Raw genomic sequence first — 16883 nt, forward strand, 5'->3', positions numbered from 1 at the left:
AAACATGTCATACACACTCACTGGAAAACTTGTCGTTGCGATCTCCTCGCGCGCCCTGTTTGATTTTGAGGAAGAGAATCGCATCTTCGAATCCACCGACGATAGTGCATATATGAAATTACAGCTTGAGCGCTTGGGTATTGCCGCTCAGACTGGGGTTGCCTTTCCATTGGTTAAAAAACTGCTCGCATTTAACGAGGAAGGTGAGCAACGGGTTGAAGTTGTTATCCTCTCCCGAAATGATCCCGTGAGTGGGTTACGGGTATTCCGCTCTGCTGAGCATCATGGCCTTCATCTCGAGCGCGGCGTATTTACAAGAGGCCGGCCTCCCTATCACTATTTGCGCTCATTACATGCCAACCTCTTTTTATCTGCAAATGAAGATGATGTTAGAGCAACAATTGATGCGGGCTTCCCTGCTGCACGTGTCTATCCCGAGTCCAGCAAAACCGCCGAGTCGCACCCTAATGAAATCCGTATTGCGTTTGACGGAGATGCAGTGCTCTTTTCAGATGAAGCAGAGCAAGTCTTTCAGAAAAAGGGGCTTGAAGCTTTCGTCGATCACGAGAGTAAAAAGGTTGATATTCCACTGCCTCCAGGTCCTTTTAAACCCTTACTAGAGGCCCTCCATAGACTGCAGCGCTCCACCAGTGAAAACGGTATGCGCATTCGTACTGCCCTAGTAACTGCACGCTCTGCACCAGCACATGAACGCGCTATTCGTACGCTAATGGCATGGGGCATTGATGTCGATGAAGCCATGTTTTTGGGTGGCCTTTCCAAGAGTGAATTCTTACGCGAGTTTGAGCCAGACTTTTTCTTTGATGACCAGACTGGACATTGTCAATCAGCAGCCTCTGTTGCCCCGACTGGCCACGTTGTATCAGGCGTATCGAATAGACCTAAAAGCTAAAAATAGACGAAGCAATTCATGGCAACATTACCGCTTGGACAATCAACACAATACCCAGATCAATATGATCCGAGTTTGTTATTTCCAATTCCTAGAGTTGAAAATAGAAAAAAGCTTGGCCTCAAAGCAGATCAAGCATTGCCCTTTGTCGGCGTTGATATTTGGAATGCTTTTGAGCTCAGCTGGCTCAACAAAAAAGGTAAGCCACAAATTGCATTAGCCGAGTTTCAGATTCCAGCAGACTCACCCAACATGATTGAATCTAAATCCTTCAAGCTCTACCTTAATAGCCTCAACAGCGCTCATTTTGAAGATGAACATGAAGTGAGAGAGAGACTGATCGCTGATTTATCTGCGGTGGCTGGCAGCAAAATCAGCACTCGCATCAACCCAACGGAGTCCATTGCTAAAAAGGGGATGCAAGAGATGGGTGGCATCCTGATGGATCGCCTCGATCTTGAAGTAGATCCAAACTTACCTGCAGACCCAAGCCTACTGGGAGTGAATGCGTCTTTTGGTCCTATTGAGCAATGTCTGGTTTCACATCTCCTCAAATCTAATTGTCCAGTGACCGGCCAGCCTGACTGGGCCAGCGTGCAAATTCGCTATCAAGGCAGGCCAATTCTTGAAGAAGGTTTATTGCGCTACCTGATTGGCTTTAGAAATCTTGGTGAATTTCATGAGCACTGTGTTGAAACCATCTTTACAGACATAAAGCGTCAGTGCAAACCAGAAAAACTCTCTGTGTATGCGCGCTATACACGGCGTGGTGGCCTAGATATCAACCCATTTAGAACCGATCACAATTCACCATGGCCGGATAATGTTCGGCATGCAAGACAATAACTTTGCCTAAATCCAGATAAATAAAAACCCCTTGTAGGAAATCCTAGAAGGGGTTTTTATTGTTACAGTCAGTGCCGCTTAGAACGGGATATCGTCATCCATTGCGCCTAGTGAAGCAGCATTTGATGAGGCTGGAGCCGACTGCTCAGCCGGCTTTGAGCGTGCATAGCTTTCGCCACCATCACCACTTCCGCCTACAGGCTTGCCACCAAGCATTTGCATTGTTTCTGCAACGATCTCAGTGGAATACTTTTCTTGGCCACTAGCATCAGTCCACTTGCGGGTACGCAAACGACCTTCAACATAAACCTGCGAACCTTTTTTGAGGTATTGACCAGCGATTTCTGCAAGTTTGCCAAAGAATGCAACACGATGCCATTCTGTGGTTTCTTTCATTTCGCCAGTTTGTTTGTCTTTGTAGCGATCAGATGTTGCTACTGAAATATTGGTAACGGCGTCGCCGCTTGGCATATAACGCGTTTCTGGATCGCGTCCTACGTTACCTACGATGATGACCTTATTTACCGAAGCCATGTTGTCTCCCGAAGAAAAATGCTGCTGTTATTACTACTAAAAAATGATGCAAACTTAAATGAAACCAATGAAGCTACGGTTACGTCTCTGTGGCTACGTCCTTTGATTCTGCTGCTCTTGTTGGCATTTCGCCCATCGACCAAGCGATTATAAGCCAGCAAACTAAGAGCGCTGCGCCCATTGCAAAGACCGATAAATCGCCATGGCTATCCATTAAATAACCCCCAATAGCAGCACCCATAAACAAGCCAATCGATTGGGTGGTGTTGTAAACGCCCAGTGCAGTGCCCTTGGATTCTTTTGCAAAACGTGACACCAAAGAGGGTTGCAAAGCTTCAAGTAAATTAAAGCCTACAAAATAAATGAGTAGAGCCGCTGCAATAGCCATCACTGAATTAGCCTGCATGAATACTATTTCAGCAGTGAATAACAAAATAATCGCAACCAACAATACTGTTCTTAATTTCTGCTTCTTTTCGCCGAAAATAATTGCGGGTGCCATGAATACAAAAGAAAGCAAAACGACTGGCAGATAAATTTCCCAGTGTGAAGAAAGTGGCAAGCCGGCTTGCACCAATAAACGTGGTACCACTAAGAACATGGCTACTTGAGTAGCGTGCAGTACGAAGACACCCAAGTTCAAACGCATTAACTCTGGACGAAAGAAAACTTCTTTCAATGAGGCTTGTTGAACTTTTGCTTCCGGCTTACTCGATGGTAAAACGTAGTAGCTTACAAACATGGCGATCACACCCAGTACTGCCAGAACAATAAAAATTCCACTGAGGCTAATTGCCCGATAAATTGGTGCTGCGATCACCAGGGATAAGGCAAAAGACAAGGCGATACTGCCGCCTACCAGAGCCATGGCTCGAGTTCGTACCTGCTCTCTGGTTAAATCAGCTACCCAGGCCGAAATAGCGGCCGATACTGCACCAGCACCCATCACCCCACGCCCAATAGCTATCCAGAGGAGGTCATCTTTGGCTGCGCAAATCAATGCTCCCGCTACAAATAAGGAAAGGCCCCATAAAACAACCGGTTTGCGCCCAATTCGATCCGATAAACGCCCTAAGGGGATATAGAAACAGGCCTGAACAATATTAAAGATCCCCAGGGTCAAACCGACCCAGAGGGCATGCTCCCCACCCGGTAAGCCCCGAGCATGGATGCTAAATACGGGTAATAGCAGAAATAGGCCCAGCATACGGAGGCCAAAGATGCCTGCTAAGGCCAGAGTGGAGCGGAGTTCAGAAGGATTCATGGGAAAGAGCTATATTAACAAGTTAAGCAAAAAAATCATGAATAACGAAATTAAGATCCGCGGTGCCCGCACCCACAACCTCAAAAACATCAATCTAGACATCCCTAGAGAGAAACTTGTCGTTCTCACTGGTTTATCTGGTTCTGGCAAAAGCTCCTTGGCTTTCGACACACTTTATGCTGAAGGTCAACGTCGTTATGTGGAATCGCTTTCTGCATACGCTCGTCAATTCTTGCAGTTAATGGAAAAGCCGGACGTTGATACGATTGAAGGGCTTTCACCAGCGATCTCCATTGAACAAAAAGCGACCAGTCACAACCCGCGCTCAACTGTGGGTACCGTTACTGAAATCCACGATTACTTGCGTTTGCTCTTTGCACGTGCAGGCACTCCACATTGTCCCGACCATGATCTGCCACTCGAGGCGCAAAGCGTTTCACAAATGGTCGATACCGTACTGTCGATGCCTGAAGATACAAAGTTGATGATTCTGGCTCCAGTAGTCAGTGAGCGTAAAGGTGAGTTTGTTGACCTCTTCCAAGATCTACAGGCACAAGGCTTTGTGCGCTTTCGGGTGCGCTCTGGTGGCGGCACAGCTAATGCTGCCAAAGCAGAAATCTTTGAAGTTGATCAACTTCCAACCCTGAAGAAAAACGATAAACACTCCATTGAAGTCGTAGTCGATCGCATTAAAGTGCGTCCCGATATTCAGCAACGTCTTGCGGAATCTTTTGAAACAGCACTTCGTCTCGCTGACGGTAAAGCCATGATCGTTGATATGGATACCGGCAAAGAAATGATTTTCTCGAGCAAGTTTGCTTGTCCGGTTTGCTCCTACTCACTTCAAGAGTTAGAGCCACGCCTCTTCTCATTTAATAATCCGATGGGTGCTTGCCCCTCATGCGATGGCTTAGGTCATCAGTCTTTCTTTGACCCCAAGCGCATCGTGGCGCATCCAGACCTCTCCCTTGCTTCAGGAGCAATTAAAGGCTGGGACCGACGTAATCAGTTCTACTTCAAGCTATTGCAGACCCTGGCAAAGCATGGTGGCTTCGATGTTGAGAAGCCATTTGAAACTCTCTCCAAGAAACAACAAGATCTCATCCTATTGGGATCAGGCGATGTCACGATTCCGTTTGAATACATCAATGAGCGTGGCAAAAATAGTATTCGTGAACATGCTTTTGAAGGCATCGTTGCGAACTTTGAGCGCCGCTATCGCGAAACTGACTCTGTCACAGTGCGTGAAGAATTAGCCCGTTACCAAAATATTCAAATTTGCCCTGAGTGCAATGGTAGTCGTTTGCGCAAAGAGGCACGCTTTGTCAAAGTAGGCGAAAAGAAACAATCCCGCGCCATTTATGAGATCAGCGCCTTACCGCTGAAAGATGCAAAAGAATATTTTGAGGCGCTTGAACTCAAAGGTGCCAAACGTGAAATCGCCGACAAGATTGTGAATGAGATCAGCGCACGCTTGCGTTTCTTAAATGATGTTGGCCTAGACTACCTTTCTCTGGAGCGTAGTGCTGACACCCTCTCCGGTGGTGAAGCCCAGCGTATTCGCTTAGCCAGCCAGATTGGCTCCGGCTTGACTGGCGTAATGTATGTATTGGATGAACCATCGATTGGTCTACATCAACGTGATAACGATCGCCTCATCGGCACCTTGAAACATCTGCGTGATTTAGGAAATAGTGTTTTAGTGGTTGAGCACGATGAGGACATGATTCGTGCTTCTGACTGGGTAATCGATATTGGCCCTGGCGCCGGCGTTCATGGTGGCGAGATTGTTGCTCAGGGGACCCCTGAGGAAGTCGAGGCCAATCCGAACTCTCTGACTGGCGCTTATCTCTCAGGTCGCGAAGCCATTGCCGTTCCAGAAAAACGTATTCCGGTAAATGATCGCTTTCTTGAAATCATTGGAGCTCGTGGTAACAACTTGCAATCAGTGCATGCCCAGATTCCCGTAGGACTGCTGACTTGTGTCACAGGCGTTTCAGGCTCAGGAAAATCCACTCTAATTAACGACACCTTGCACCATGCTGTAGCCCAACATCTCTATGGCTCTAATGCAGAACCTGCAGCACACGATGCAATGAAAGGTTTAGAGCATTTTGACAAAGTGATTAGTGTTGACCAATCACCGATTGGCAGAACACCACGTTCTAATCCGGCAACGTATACCGGCTTGTTTACCCCAATTCGTGAACTATTTGCGGGTGTCCCAGCGGCACGTGAGCGTGGCTATGAAGCTGGGCGCTTCTCCTTTAACGTCAAAGGTGGTCGTTGCGATGCCTGTGAAGGTGATGGCGTTCTGAAGGTGGAAATGCACTTCTTGCCTGACGTATACGTTCCTTGTGACGTTTGTCATGGCAAGCGTTACAACCGGGAAACTTTAGATATTCGGTACAAAGGTAAAAATATTCATGAAGTGCTCTCAATGACTATTGAGCAAGCCCATGAATTTTTTGAAGCAGTACCGGTTGTAAAGCGCAAGCTCAAAACACTGCTTGATGTTGGCCTCGGTTATGTAAAGCTTGGACAAAGCGCCACTACCTTATCTGGCGGTGAAGCGCAGCGCGTGAAGTTATCTCTTGAACTTTCTAAAAGAGATACTGGCAGAACGCTTTACATCTTGGATGAGCCAACAACAGGCTTGCATTTCCATGACATTCAACTTTTGCTCACAGTAATCCAAACTCTGAAGAAACAAGGCAATACCATCGTCATCATTGAGCACAACCTGGATGTGATTAAGACTGCGGATTGGATTATTGATTTAGGACCCAAGGGTGGCGCAGGCGGCGGTCAAATTATTGCCACAGGCACTCCGGAAGAGGTTGCCAAAAATCCAGCGAGCTTTACTGGCCACTACTTGGCGCCATTACTTAAGCCTAAAGCTGCTAAGCCTGTTGTGGTTAAGAAAAAAGTGAGCGAGAAGGCAAAAGCAACCCATTAATCTCAGAGCAATTTAGCTTCAGCCAAGTCAATTGCCTCCGAATTTCCTGAGATTACTAAAATGTCATTTGCGCGCAGCTCAAGTTCTGGACTCAGAGGCAATTTCACATAGTCTGAGTTTGTCTCTTTGCGACGCACAGCTTGAACGCTGATACCTTCATTTTCGAGATCAAGTTGATCTAAAGTTTTCCCAACTGCCTGTGAATGCGGAAGCAAAGTAACTGAATGCAAACGCCAAGACTCATTCGACCCAAAGTCATCATCTGCTGAACCCCGGAAATAGCCCCTTAATAAGCTATAGCGCTCCTCACGGGCCGTCGTAATTCTGCGAACTACCTTGCGCATTGGTACGCCCATGATAAGTAGGACATGGGATGCCATCATGAGGCTGCCTTCAATCAATTCTGGAACAACTTCTGTAGCACCTGCAGCTTGCAGCTTGGCGATGTCAGAGTCGTCTCTAGTACGAACAAGTACCGTCATCCCGGGACGCAAATGCTCAACCTGGCGCAGCACGCGCATACTTGCTGCACTATCGGCATAGGTAATCACTACGGCCTTAGCCCGTGATAGTCCAGCAGCCATTAAATAGTTCTCACGACTCGCATCCCCATAGACCACGTTATCGCCAGCAGCAGCCGCCTCTTTTACGCGATTTGGATCTAGGTCTAAAGCGATATAAGGAATTTTTTCTTGATCAAGCATCCTTGCCAAACTTTGACCAGAACGTCCAAAGCCGCAAATAACGACGTGATTTTCATTCCGCACACTCTTGGCAGCTACACGCGTTAATGCGAGTGACTGTAATAACCACTCATTACTGGAAAAGCGCATCGCAATGCGGTCGCTGTTTTCAACCAAGAATGGTGCGCAAAACATGGAGAGCAGCATTGCAGCAAGAACCGCCTGACTCAATGTGGGATCAATCAAATCCAAACCATCAATTTGAGTCAGCAAAACAAATCCAAACTCACCAGCTTGTGCTAAACATAGCCCAGTTCTAATGGAGATGCCAGGACTTGATCCAAACACTCTGGATAACAAAGTGATTAAGCCGAATTTAAATAAGAGTGGGCCCACCAAGAGCGCCAATACCAATAGCCACTGCTCCTGGATCACCCTGAAATCCAGGAGCATCCCGATAGTAATAAAAAATAATCCCAATAAAACATCGCGAAATGGTTTAACGTCCTCTTCCACTTGATGTCGGTATGGCGTCTCTGAAATCAACATGCCGGCGAGAAATGCGCCTAAGGCTAGAGATAGGCCAAAGTGCTCTGTAAGGCCGGCCATACCCAAAACAATCAGCAAGAGATTGAGCATGAATAACTCTTGCGAACGTAACTTGGCAACCAATCTGAACCAGCGACTCATGAGTGTCTGACCAATAAAGAAAATCAAGGTCAATGCAACCGTGATCTTGATAGAGGCTGTTGTCAGAGCAAAAAATAGATCCTTAGGATTTTTTCCTAAGGAAGGCAGCAAGATCAATAAGAACACGACTGCCAAATCTTGGAATAGTAAGATACCTACAACATTTCGCCCATGCTCTGCCTCAAGCTCGGAGCGATCCGAAATCAGCTTCGTCACAATCGCGGTGGAAGACATCGCTAAAGCACCGCCAAGGGCAATCGCAGCCTGCCAAGAAATGGGGTAAATCCAGTTCATCAAAAGGCTGGCTGGAACGGCCAAGAGCATTGTCAAAATGACCTGGCTGCCACCCAGACCAAATACGATCTTGCGCATTGCCCGTAACTTATGGAGGTTAAATTCCAGGCCAATGGAAAACATTAGGAAAACTACGCCAAACTCCGCCAAATACTTGACGGTAGCTGAATCATTGGCGATACCCAGAGCATTGGGGCCAATCAGAACCCCAATGGCCAAATACCCCAAAATGGGGGGTAAGCCAAAATAGCGGAAAATAAGCACTCCGGCCACACCAGAGGCCAAGAGAATGAGAGTTAACTGAAGGACTGACGGCATATACTTACTCGATGATAGCTAAGACTCGTGAACGTACCCTAAAGCTTGCGCGCGACACCCTCACAATCGAGGCTGCTGCACTGCAAACCATGCGCGATCGCCTTGAAGGGGCCAATGCTGATGCCCTAGTGCTCGCTGTTGATCTATTACATGGCTGCAAAGGCAGAATCGTCGTTTCCGGCATCGGCAAATCGGGCCACATTGCGCGCAAAATTGCCGCCACCTTTGCCTCAACTGGTTCACCCGCTTTTTTTGTTCACCCAGCGGAAGCCAGCCATGGTGATTTAGGCATGGTGACTAGGGACGACGTTTTTGTTGCCCTATCCAATTCCGGTGAAACCGAAGAATTGCTAACTATCGTTCCCATCGTGAAACGCACTGGTGCAAAACTGATTGCACTGACTGGTGCGCCGAACTCCTCACTCGCTAAATTGGCAGATGCGCATTTAGATACTAGCGTTGAAAAAGAAGCGTGCCCACTCAATCTTGCGCCAACCACTAGCACTACTGCTGCGCTCGCCATGGGCGATGCTTTAGCTGTTGCACTTTTAGATGCCAGAGGTTTTGAAGCAGAGGATTTTATTCGCTCACATCCAGGTGGCAGACTAGGTCGCAAGCAACTCAGTCACGTCAGTGAAGTGATGCGCAGCTTTGATGACACACCAAAGATTTCCATTGATGCATCCTTACAGGAAGCTCTTCTAGAAATGACCTCTAAACGCATGGGTATGGTGGTCACCTTAGATAGCAACAAAAAAGTATTTGGTATTTTGACCGATGGTGATTTACGTCGTTTATTGGAAAAAAATACCAACCTAGATGGCATCACACTAAAAAGCGCAACGACGCCAGCACCACGGACGATTCCGCCAGAACTGCTTGCCGAAGAAGCCATTGAGATGATGGAAAAACACCGCATTAATCATCTTGTGGTTACCGACATCAATGGTCAACTACTAGGCGCACTCAATTTGCATGATTTATTTGCTGCAAAAGTGATTTAGTCATTCATCCTATTAAACTTTATGCCCAGCGCGTTTAACACCCACAATACCAATCCTCTTGCACAGTATCCCCAAGCATGGGAGCGCGCGGGCGCTGTCAAGCTTCTAGTCTTAGATGTTGATGGTGTTTTAACCAATGGGCAAGTATGGATTGGTGCAGATGGTAAAGAATCGCTAAAAGCGTTTGATATTCAAGATGGTCTAGGTATTAAATTATTAGAGCAGTGTGGCATTCCCACCGCGATCATCACTGGTCGCAACTCAAAAATGGTTTTAGCCCGCTGCGAAGAACTGGGAATTAAACAGGTTCACATGGGCGTTGCAAATAAAGCAGTCGCTCTAGATCAGATACTCAAAGGCTTGCAATTAAGCGCTGCTGATTGTGCGGTAATGGGTGATGACTGGCCAGATTTAGCGATGATGAAAAATGCGGGTTTCAGAATTTGCCCTGCCCAAGCCCATGATGCCGTTAAAGAGATGGCGCATTTTGTCACCTCGCGAACTGGTGGCAATAGCGCTGTGCGAGAAGTGTGCGATCTGATTTTGAAAGCGCAAAACCGCTATGAGGAATTGCTCAGCAAGGCCAGTAGTTAAGCAATGCAATTAAGCTCTCAACATATTAAGCAAAGCATTGGTCGCACACTGTTGCGCCTCATGCCATTGCTGTTAATGGGTGTACTAACACTGCTGACTTTTTGGCTAGTCCAAAAAAATACACCACATGAAAAATCTCCACTTGAGCGCGTCAGACTTCATGAGCCGGATTACACCATCAACAATGGTACGCTTTCAGCCCTCAATGAACTTGGCAATACCAAGTATCGAATCTTGGGTAATAAAGTCACGCACTATGATGATGATGCTTCGATTGATATTGCGACGCCCCGCATGCGCTTGTTCCAGCCCGATAAGGCCCCGGTAACGGTCAAATCTGATACCGGCCACCTTGATGGTGATCTCACCATTCTCGACTTAATTGACAATGCCAGTATCTTCCGGCCCGCGCAGGCTGCCACCGCTACCGAACCGGCTACCCTTCGCATGCTGGCAACTTCCAGTTATTTCAAGGTACTGATTAATGATGACATCATTGAATCAGATAGACCCATTACGCTTGAACAAGGCATGTCAATCATGCACTCCACCGAAGGTGGCATTTTTCATAATGTTGAACAAAGCATGACGCTCTTGGGTCAAGTAAAAGGACGTATTGAGCGCGCACCGCGAGGAAGTCCACAACAATGAAGGTACATTCTCGCTCCACCAGTGCATTTTTCATTGCCTTGCTTTTCGGGCTGAGTATCAGTGGATATACCTGTGCGGAAAAAGCGGATCGAGATAAACCTTTGATTCTCGAAGCTGAAAAAGTATCGGTAAACGATGTTCAACAGGTCTATGACCTAAATGGTCAAATCTTGCTCATTAAAGGAACCATCGTTGTCACCGGAGAAGATGGTCACATACAGGTTGACCCAGAAGGATATGAATTTGTTGATGTGAAGGGCTCGCAAAACACCATTGCTAGCTTTCGCCAGCGACGTGAAGGACCTGAGGATGAATTCATGCAGGGCACAGCCAATCAAGTTGCTTATAACGCCAAAACTGAGATCCTGACACTTACTGGTGATGCTAATTTAAAGCGCCTCCTCAATGTGCAAATGCTCGACCAGTTACGTGGCTGGAAAATTGAGTATGACGATGTAAAGCAGTACTATCGGGTTACCCCTCCTCAGGACGCAAAGCCGGATGATCTGCCTTTGGCAAGAGCAATCCTTTCACCAAGACGAAAAGCCACACTAGAGAAATGACAACGGATTTAGCTCAGACCAATCACACTGCAACCCTTAGCGCGCATCACTTACAAAAGCGCTACGGCTCTAGAACCGTTGTACGAGATGTCTCTATCGAGGTGAAATGCGGAGAAGTAGTAGGACTTCTTGGGCCTAATGGTGCTGGCAAAACAACTTCGTTCTACATGATCGTTGGCTTAGTCCCTTTGGACGGCGGCAATATTGTTCTGGATGGCGCAGATATTACCCACCTACCAATCCACGAGCGCGCTCGTATGGGTCTGTCTTATCTTCCACAGGAAGCTTCAGTATTTAGAAAGCTGAATGTTGCGGAGAATATTCAGGCTGTTCTAGAGCTTCAAGTTCAAGGCGGCAAACCTCTGACCAAAGCTGAAATTGCCAATCGTCTCGATGAGCTTCTGGGTGAACTTCAAATCAGTCATCTGCGCAACAATCCCGCCCTATCACTATCGGGCGGTGAGCGTCGTCGCGTTGAAATCGCAAGAGCACTGGCATCTCAACCCAAATTTATCTTGTTGGATGAACCATTTGCCGGTGTTGACCCTATTGCTGTTGGGGAAATTCAGCGGATTGTGCGCTTCCTACGCGATCGCCAAATTGGCGTTCTGATTACTGACCATAACGTACGGGAAACCTTGGGTATTTGTGACCACGCTTACATTATTAGCGAGGGTAGCGTTCTTGCTGAAGGTAAGCCCGATCAAATCATCCAAAATGATGCTGTCCGTAGGGTTTATTTGGGCGAAAACTTCCGGATGTAATCTGGACGGTCTTTCTGGCCGTTTTATTGAATAAAAATCGTTTTCCCTCTTGGATTTCGGCAAATTCGCTGATACGCTGGAGGTTCATGATGTTCCTTTCCCAAAATACTGCTCAAATCATTTCAGGGGCTTGCTGCGCACCCCATGCATGAGCATGCGCACGCGTATATCCGAGGAGATGCTAATGAATTTAAAGATTAATAGCCGCCATGTAGAAGTAACACCAGCCATGCGCACACATCTTGAAGCTGGGATGGCCAAAATTCGCAAGCACTTTGACCATGTAATTGATGCCTCCGCCTTTCTGGTTGTGGATAACGCCAAAGAGAAGGATCTACGTCAGAGCGCCGAGATCACCATTCACCTCAAAGGCAAGGAATTGTTTGCTGAAGCTCACAATGCCGACCTTTACCACGCGATGGATGCCGTGGTCGATAAGTTGGAACGGCAAGTGGTTAAGCACAAGGAAAAGATCCAGGACCACCATCACGAAAAGCGATTTGAGTAAGTCTTGTCGTCAGGACACCTATAATCAATTGCAATGAATGCCCTGACCAATCTTTTTACCCCTGACTGCATTGCATTAGAGAATCCTGCCAAAAGCAGATCTGATGCATTTGCAGCAGCTGGGAACCTCTTTGCCAAACAAGTAGGTATCGATGCAAATGCTGTCGTTGAATTCCTCAATGCTCGTGAAGATTTAGGCTCTACCGCTCTCGGAGCTGGCGTAGCCATTCCTCATGGGCGTGTCAAAGGTTTAAAGCAGCCAAGCGCTGCTTTCATGAGACTAAAAGACCCCATTGATTTTGCCGCTCCAGATGGTCAGCCCGTCTCCATTTTGATCTTTTTGTTAGTTCCAGAAAAAGCGACTCAACAACATTTAGAAATTTTGTCTTCAATTGCTCAGTTATTGTCAGATGCCGACACGCGTGAATTTCTATCCACTGCTACGGATCCTGCAAAGGTATGTGAAAAACTACAGCACTGGGGTGCAGCAAAATGACACAGCCCTTACTCCTAGAGGGAGTAACTGCTCAGCAGATTTTTGATGACAACGTAGCCGATCTCAAATTTTCTTGGATTGGTGGATTAGAAGGGGCTGACCGCACCTTTCCAACAGAAGCAGTAAAAGCAGCTGCAGCCAGTTCAGATTTGGTTGGCCACTTAAACCTCATTCACCCGAGTCGCATACAAATTTTTGGTGAGCAAGAGGTGGATTACCACGCGGCACTAGAACCAAAACAAAGACAAGAACAAATTGCCAATTTGATTTCAAAAACGCCACCCTGCGTCATTGTGGCGGATGGTAAAACTGCAGATCCAGACCTTCAGCTTTTTTGCCAGCGCTCTTCTACTCCCTTATTTACAACGTCGATCTCCGCAGCAGAAGTGATTGATCATCTGCGTATCTACCTGACCAAAATTGGCGCACCCCAAATCACAATGCATGGGGTATTTATGGATATCTTAGGTTTGGGAGTCTTGCTTACCGGGGACTCTGGCTTGGGTAAGAGCGAGCTGGGTCTTGAATTGATTTCTCGCGGCCATGGTTTAGTAGCAGATGATGCGGTAGATTTTGCCCGTCTTGGTCCAGACTATATTGAAGGCCGCTGCCCTGTAATTTTGCGCAATCTGCTCGAAGTACGTGGCCTAGGGCTATTAGATATTCGCACTATCTTTGGTGAAACTGCAGTGCGTCGCAAACTGAAGCTCCGTTTAATTGTTCAACTGGTTCGCAGGACGGATGGAGAGTTTGAAAGACTGCCTCTTGAAGCTCAACATATTGATGTCTTAGGTGTACCCATTCGCACCGTGAAAATTCAAGTGGCGGCTGGTCGCAACTTAGCTGTTCTAGTTGAAGCAGCTGTTCGTAATACGATTTTGCAATTGCGCGGTATTGATACCCTAAAAGAATTTATAGAGCGTCAACGTCAGCAAATGAATGCAGAGGCTGACTCTGTCAAATCCCAAGGTCGACTCCTCTAAGCCATGCAAATTAATCTGATTACCGGAATCTCTGGCTCGGGTAAATCAGTTGCCTTGAGAGCATTTGAGGATGCAGGATATGACTGTGTAGACAATCTACCCGTATCTCTACTAGAAAGCCTCATCAGCACCCTAGAAAAAGAAAATAGTGAACGCATTGCAGTCGCCATTGATGCCCGTCGTGGCCAGTCGATTGCTGATCTTCCATCAATTCTTGAAAATTTAAGGCGCAATCATCAAGTTCGTGTAGTTTTCTTAAACGCCAATACCGATGCTTTAGTTCAGCGCTTTTCTGAAACGCGCAGGCGTCACCCTTTATCAGGCAATACCACTCAATCTGAGTCCGTTACCTTAATTGAAGCAATCGATAAAGAACGTAATTTGCTGGAGCCCCTGCGCCCACAAGCGCATACGATTGATACAAGCAATCTCCCTGCACACGCATTACGCTCCTGGATTGGTGATCTTCTTAAAGATAAACCTCTTGGCCTTTCAATCATCTTTGAATCTTTCGGATTCAAAAAGGGGGTTCCTAGTGATGCTGACTTAGTATTTGATGCGCGCTGTCTCCCCAACCCCCATTACGATAAAGACCTCAGGCCCTTAACTGGCAACGATAAGCCCGTTAAAGAATTTCTTGAAAAAATTCCTGCAGTCATCAGCATGGAAAATGACATTATTCAATTTATTGATAAATGGTTACCTCACTATATTGCTGATGGCCGCAGCTACTTGACAGTTGCTATTGGCTGTACTGGTGGCCAACATCGCTCCGTCTACTTAGTCAATCGGATTAGCGAACACTTCCGTGCACAAAAAGATTTAGCTGATCTACAGCTTAATTTTTTAGATCGCCATCGCGAGCTTGACTCAATCCCTGTAGCAAAATCTTAATTGGTTGCGGCAATCCATAGCGACCCAGTTGATTTAGCGCGACCCACTGCACATCTGGATTTGAAAATTCCAGTGGTTTTATAAAATCCAACTCCCAAATTTGCATCCATAAACGACGGTGCGTAAATACATGTTTGATTTGCTCGCCCTGAAATAGCTGTTGACACGACTTCAGTAATCGCCCCACCTTCTCTTGTGGCAAAGTTGCTGCTAGCAGTTGCTCTAATGCTGGGGGAGCCCTTAAAGCCTGAGCAGCCTTAGGTCTCCAAGCAGACTCTGGCAAACACCATAGCCCGCCCCAGATTGCTTTACTTGGACGTTTTTGCAATAGCACCGAATTCCCAGACCGAATCAATACCATGTCGCAATCGAATTCAGGAGATTTAGCTTTGACAACCTTCTGAGGCAAGGCAAGTACTTGATCACTAAGATTTGCTTGGCAAGCTTTTTCAAAAGGGCATTTTCTTTCGGAGCCTAAACAAACTGGTTTGCGTGCGGTACACCAAGTAGCGCCAAAATCCATCAAGGCCTGTGTATACACCGGCATATCTTGTGGATCATTAGGTAATAACGCTGTTGCCAATTGCCATAGGCGGTCATTCACCACCTTATTCTGAATTGAGCCCTCAACAGCAAACAATCTTGCCAAAATTCTTTTGACGTTGGCATCAAGAATCGGCGCTCGTTCATGAAAAGCAAATGCTGCAATCGCACCCGCAGTCGATCGACCAATACCCTTTAACTGCTCAAGTAGGGCAGGATCACTTGGAAATTTTCCAGAAAATTCTTGCATCACTTGTTGTGCACAAGTATGCAAATTTCTGGCCCGCGAGTAATAACCTAAACCGGCCCACTCCGCCAATACTTCATCAATATCCGCAGCAGCCAATTTTTTGACGGTGGGAAAACGCTTCATAAATCGGGGATAGCGCTCTAGTACGGTTGTAACTTGCGTTTGCTGGAGCATGATCTCTGAAACCCATACTGCATAGGGATCTCGGTTCCCTTGCCAAGGTAAACCAGAGCGACCGCTATGGCCGTGCCAGGCAATCAGCCGAGCAGCAAAAGTATCGCTTAGCGCTTTTGACATTGGGGACAGAAATAGGTGGAGCGTTGCCCTTGGACAATTTGTGAAATGGGGGTTTTGCAAACTTTGCAAGGCAATCCCTTGCGATCATAGACTTTGGTTTGCACCATGAAATGTCCAGGGTCTCCGTCACTGTTCACAAAATCTTTCAAACTACTACCCCCTGCAGCAATGGCTTTTTTTAGAATTGATCGCACTGCATTAGCCAGTCGTACACATTGGGGGCGCGTCAATTTACCCGCAGGTTTTGCAGGATGAATGCCTGCATCAAATAAACTTTCCGAACAATAGATGTTGCCAACACCAACAACTGCTTGTCCAGCCAATAGAAATTGCTTAACTGCAACAGTACGCTTTCGAGAACTCTGATACAGCACTTGGGCGCCAAGCTCGCCTGCGAATTCTGCAGAAAAAGGTTCGACTCCCAATTTTTGCAAAAGGGTATTCTTTTCAATTGGGCCTTTTGTTCTGGGATGCCATAACACTGCACCAAATTTTCTGGGGTCATGCAAACGCAGACTCAATTTGCCAAACTCTAGCGTCACTCGATCATGGGTCTTCAAGGGCTCTGCACTCGGTAAGACCCGCAAAGTTCCGGTCATGCCCAAATGGATGAGTAAATGTCCAGTATCCATTTCAAGAAGCAAGTATTTACCACGTCGGGCAATTGATTGGACTGTTTGTCCAGGCAAAATCTTGGGTAAATTGCTGGGCACCGGCCAACGCAAGCGCCCATCAAGCACTTTGACGACGCTGACCTTACGCCCTTCAAGATGAGGGGTAATTCCTAAACGGGTGACTTCTACTTCTGGAAGTTCTGGCATACAGGGATTGTAGAT

At 46.9% G+C, this 16883-nt stretch carries 17 protein-coding genes; 12 read left to right on the plus strand and 5 right to left on the minus strand.

All coding sequences use genetic code 11. The features are described 5' to 3' along the window. Window positions 1–4: 4 nt before the first annotated feature. Together C2757_RS07955 and queF are read left to right on the plus strand one after the other, a co-directional pair. On the plus strand, window positions 5–913 hold the full coding sequence (locus tag C2757_RS07955) for a 5'-nucleotidase (protein WP_215374124.1): 909 nt from the start codon (window positions 5–7) through the stop codon (window positions 911–913). A gap of 18 nt (window positions 914–931) precedes the next feature. Continuing rightward, window positions 932–1759, plus strand: coding sequence for an NADPH-dependent 7-cyano-7-deazaguanine reductase QueF (queF, locus tag C2757_RS07960; RefSeq protein ID WP_215374126.1), 828 nt, complete (start codon window positions 932–934; stop codon window positions 1757–1759). 78 nt (window positions 1760–1837) lie between these two features. On the opposite strand, the gene ssb is transcribed toward queF, so the two are convergent. Together ssb and C2757_RS07970 are read right to left on the minus strand one after the other, a co-directional pair. Next, a complete protein-coding gene (gene ssb, locus C2757_RS07965) occupies window positions 1838–2293 on the minus strand; it encodes a single-stranded DNA-binding protein (protein WP_215295892.1) in 456 nt (151 codons plus the stop codon). Between the two features lie 79 nt (window positions 2294–2372). Then, complete coding sequence (locus C2757_RS07970) at window positions 2373–3557, minus strand: MFS transporter (RefSeq protein WP_215374129.1); 1185 nt, start codon at window positions 3555–3557, stop codon at window positions 2373–2375. A gap of 37 nt (window positions 3558–3594) precedes the next feature. Here C2757_RS07970 and uvrA point away from each other — a divergent pair, with 37 nt between their 5' ends. Further along, window positions 3595–6516 (plus strand): excinuclease ABC subunit UvrA, encoded by a 2922-nt coding sequence (gene uvrA, locus C2757_RS07975; RefSeq protein WP_215374131.1) that lies wholly within the window; start codon window positions 3595–3597, stop codon window positions 6514–6516. A 2-nt stretch (window positions 6517–6518) separates the two neighbouring features. Here uvrA and C2757_RS07980 read toward each other — a convergent pair whose 3' ends face one another. Beyond that, on the minus strand, window positions 6519–8501 hold the full coding sequence (locus C2757_RS07980) for a monovalent cation:proton antiporter-2 (CPA2) family protein (protein WP_215374134.1): 1983 nt from the start codon (window positions 8499–8501) through the stop codon (window positions 6519–6521). A gap of 11 nt (window positions 8502–8512) precedes the next feature. Here C2757_RS07980 and C2757_RS07985 point away from each other — a divergent pair, with 11 nt between their 5' ends. The 9 genes from C2757_RS07985 (at window position 8513) to rapZ (ending at window position 14957) form a co-directional block, all read left to right on the plus strand. After that, window positions 8513–9505 carry an SIS domain-containing protein gene (locus tag C2757_RS07985; RefSeq protein ID WP_215374137.1) on the plus strand — a complete coding sequence of 331 codons (993 nt, stop codon included), beginning with the start codon at window positions 8513–8515 and terminating at the stop codon, window positions 9503–9505. A gap of 21 nt (window positions 9506–9526) precedes the next feature. Then, the gene (locus C2757_RS07990; RefSeq protein WP_215374140.1) at window positions 9527–10099 is read left to right on the plus strand and encodes an HAD family hydrolase; all 573 of its coding nucleotides are present in this window, start codon (window positions 9527–9529) and stop codon (window positions 10097–10099) included. A gap of 3 nt (window positions 10100–10102) precedes the next feature. Then, window positions 10103–10750, plus strand: coding sequence for an LPS export ABC transporter periplasmic protein LptC (gene lptC, locus C2757_RS07995; RefSeq protein WP_215374143.1), 648 nt, complete (start codon window positions 10103–10105; stop codon window positions 10748–10750). Then, window positions 10747–11313: a lipopolysaccharide transport periplasmic protein LptA gene (lptA, locus tag C2757_RS08000; protein ID WP_215374146.1), complete on the plus strand. Its 567-nt coding sequence runs from the start codon at window positions 10747–10749 to the stop codon at window positions 11311–11313. The genes lptC and lptA overlap by 4 nt, the downstream gene beginning before the upstream one ends. Then, the gene (gene lptB / locus C2757_RS08005) at window positions 11310–12077 is read left to right on the plus strand and encodes an LPS export ABC transporter ATP-binding protein (RefSeq protein WP_215374149.1); all 768 of its coding nucleotides are present in this window, start codon (window positions 11310–11312) and stop codon (window positions 12075–12077) included. Before lptA ends, lptB begins: the two co-directional genes overlap by 4 nt. 184 nt (window positions 12078–12261) lie before the next feature. Further along, window positions 12262–12585: a ribosome hibernation-promoting factor, HPF/YfiA family gene (gene hpf / locus C2757_RS08010; protein WP_215374151.1), complete on the plus strand. Its 324-nt coding sequence runs from the start codon at window positions 12262–12264 to the stop codon at window positions 12583–12585. 33 nt (window positions 12586–12618) lie between these two features. Beyond that, entirely contained in the window at window positions 12619–13080 is a 462-nt protein-coding gene (locus tag C2757_RS08015) for a PTS sugar transporter subunit IIA (protein ID WP_215374153.1), read from the plus strand. Then, a complete protein-coding gene (gene hprK / locus C2757_RS08020; RefSeq protein ID WP_215374155.1) occupies window positions 13077–14063 on the plus strand; it encodes an HPr(Ser) kinase/phosphatase in 987 nt (328 codons plus the stop codon). The genes C2757_RS08015 and hprK overlap by 4 nt, the downstream gene beginning before the upstream one ends. Window positions 14064–14066: 3 nt before the next feature. Beyond that, complete coding sequence (gene rapZ / locus C2757_RS08025; protein WP_215374158.1) at window positions 14067–14957, plus strand: RNase adapter RapZ; 891 nt, start codon at window positions 14067–14069, stop codon at window positions 14955–14957. Here the strand turns inward: rapZ and mutY are convergent. Together mutY and mutM are read right to left on the minus strand one after the other, a co-directional pair. Further along, a complete protein-coding gene (gene mutY, locus C2757_RS08030; RefSeq protein WP_215374161.1) occupies window positions 14902–16047 on the minus strand; it encodes an A/G-specific adenine glycosylase in 1146 nt (381 codons plus the stop codon). The two genes, rapZ and mutY, sit on opposite strands and share 56 nt — an antisense overlap. Further along, window positions 16032–16868, minus strand: a complete 837-nt coding sequence (gene mutM / locus C2757_RS08035) for a bifunctional DNA-formamidopyrimidine glycosylase/DNA-(apurinic or apyrimidinic site) lyase (protein WP_215374164.1) — start codon at window positions 16866–16868, stop codon at window positions 16032–16034. The genes mutY and mutM overlap by 16 nt, the downstream gene beginning before the upstream one ends. Window positions 16869–16883 lie beyond the last annotated feature (15 nt).

It is taken from the genome of Polynucleobacter sp. MWH-Svant-W18, assembly GCF_018687495.1.
In the GTDB taxonomy this organism is placed as follows: Bacteria; Pseudomonadota; Gammaproteobacteria; order Burkholderiales; family Burkholderiaceae; genus Polynucleobacter.

Bases quoted from the DNA above. Each gene is read 5' to 3' on its own strand.
- queF (WP_215374126.1), top strand. From the start codon at position 932: ATGGCAACATTACCGCTTGGACAATCAACACAATACCCAGATCAATAT.
- C2757_RS08015 (WP_215374153.1), top strand. From the start codon at position 12,619: ATGAATGCCCTGACCAATCTTTTTACCCCTGACTGCATTGCATTAGAG.
- hprK (WP_215374155.1), top strand. From the start codon at position 13,077: ATGACACAGCCCTTACTCCTAGAGGGAGTAACTGCTCAGCAGATTTTT.
- mutY (WP_215374161.1), bottom strand. From the start codon at position 16,047: ATGTCAAAAGCGCTAAGCGATACTTTTGCTGCTCGGCTGATTGCCTGG.
- ssb (WP_215295892.1), bottom strand. From the start codon at position 2,293: ATGGCTTCGGTAAATAAGGTCATCATCGTAGGTAACGTAGGACGCGAT.
- C2757_RS07955 (WP_215374124.1), top strand. From the start codon at position 5: ATGTCATACACACTCACTGGAAAACTTGTCGTTGCGATCTCCTCGCGC.
- C2757_RS07985 (WP_215374137.1), top strand. From the start codon at position 8,513: ATGATAGCTAAGACTCGTGAACGTACCCTAAAGCTTGCGCGCGACACC.
- lptC (WP_215374143.1), top strand. From the start codon at position 10,103: ATGCAATTAAGCTCTCAACATATTAAGCAAAGCATTGGTCGCACACTG.
- C2757_RS07980 (WP_215374134.1), bottom strand. From the start codon at position 8,501: ATGCCGTCAGTCCTTCAGTTAACTCTCATTCTCTTGGCCTCTGGTGTG.
- rapZ (WP_215374158.1), top strand. From the start codon at position 14,067: ATGCAAATTAATCTGATTACCGGAATCTCTGGCTCGGGTAAATCAGTT.
- C2757_RS07990 (WP_215374140.1), top strand. From the start codon at position 9,527: ATGCCCAGCGCGTTTAACACCCACAATACCAATCCTCTTGCACAGTAT.
- uvrA (WP_215374131.1), top strand. From the start codon at position 3,595: ATGAATAACGAAATTAAGATCCGCGGTGCCCGCACCCACAACCTCAAA.
- hpf (WP_215374151.1), top strand. From the start codon at position 12,262: ATGAATTTAAAGATTAATAGCCGCCATGTAGAAGTAACACCAGCCATG.
- lptA (WP_215374146.1), top strand. From the start codon at position 10,747: ATGAAGGTACATTCTCGCTCCACCAGTGCATTTTTCATTGCCTTGCTT.
- lptB (WP_215374149.1), top strand. From the start codon at position 11,310: ATGACAACGGATTTAGCTCAGACCAATCACACTGCAACCCTTAGCGCG.
- mutM (WP_215374164.1), bottom strand. From the start codon at position 16,868: ATGCCAGAACTTCCAGAAGTAGAAGTCACCCGTTTAGGAATTACCCCT.
- C2757_RS07970 (WP_215374129.1), bottom strand. From the start codon at position 3,557: ATGAATCCTTCTGAACTCCGCTCCACTCTGGCCTTAGCAGGCATCTTT.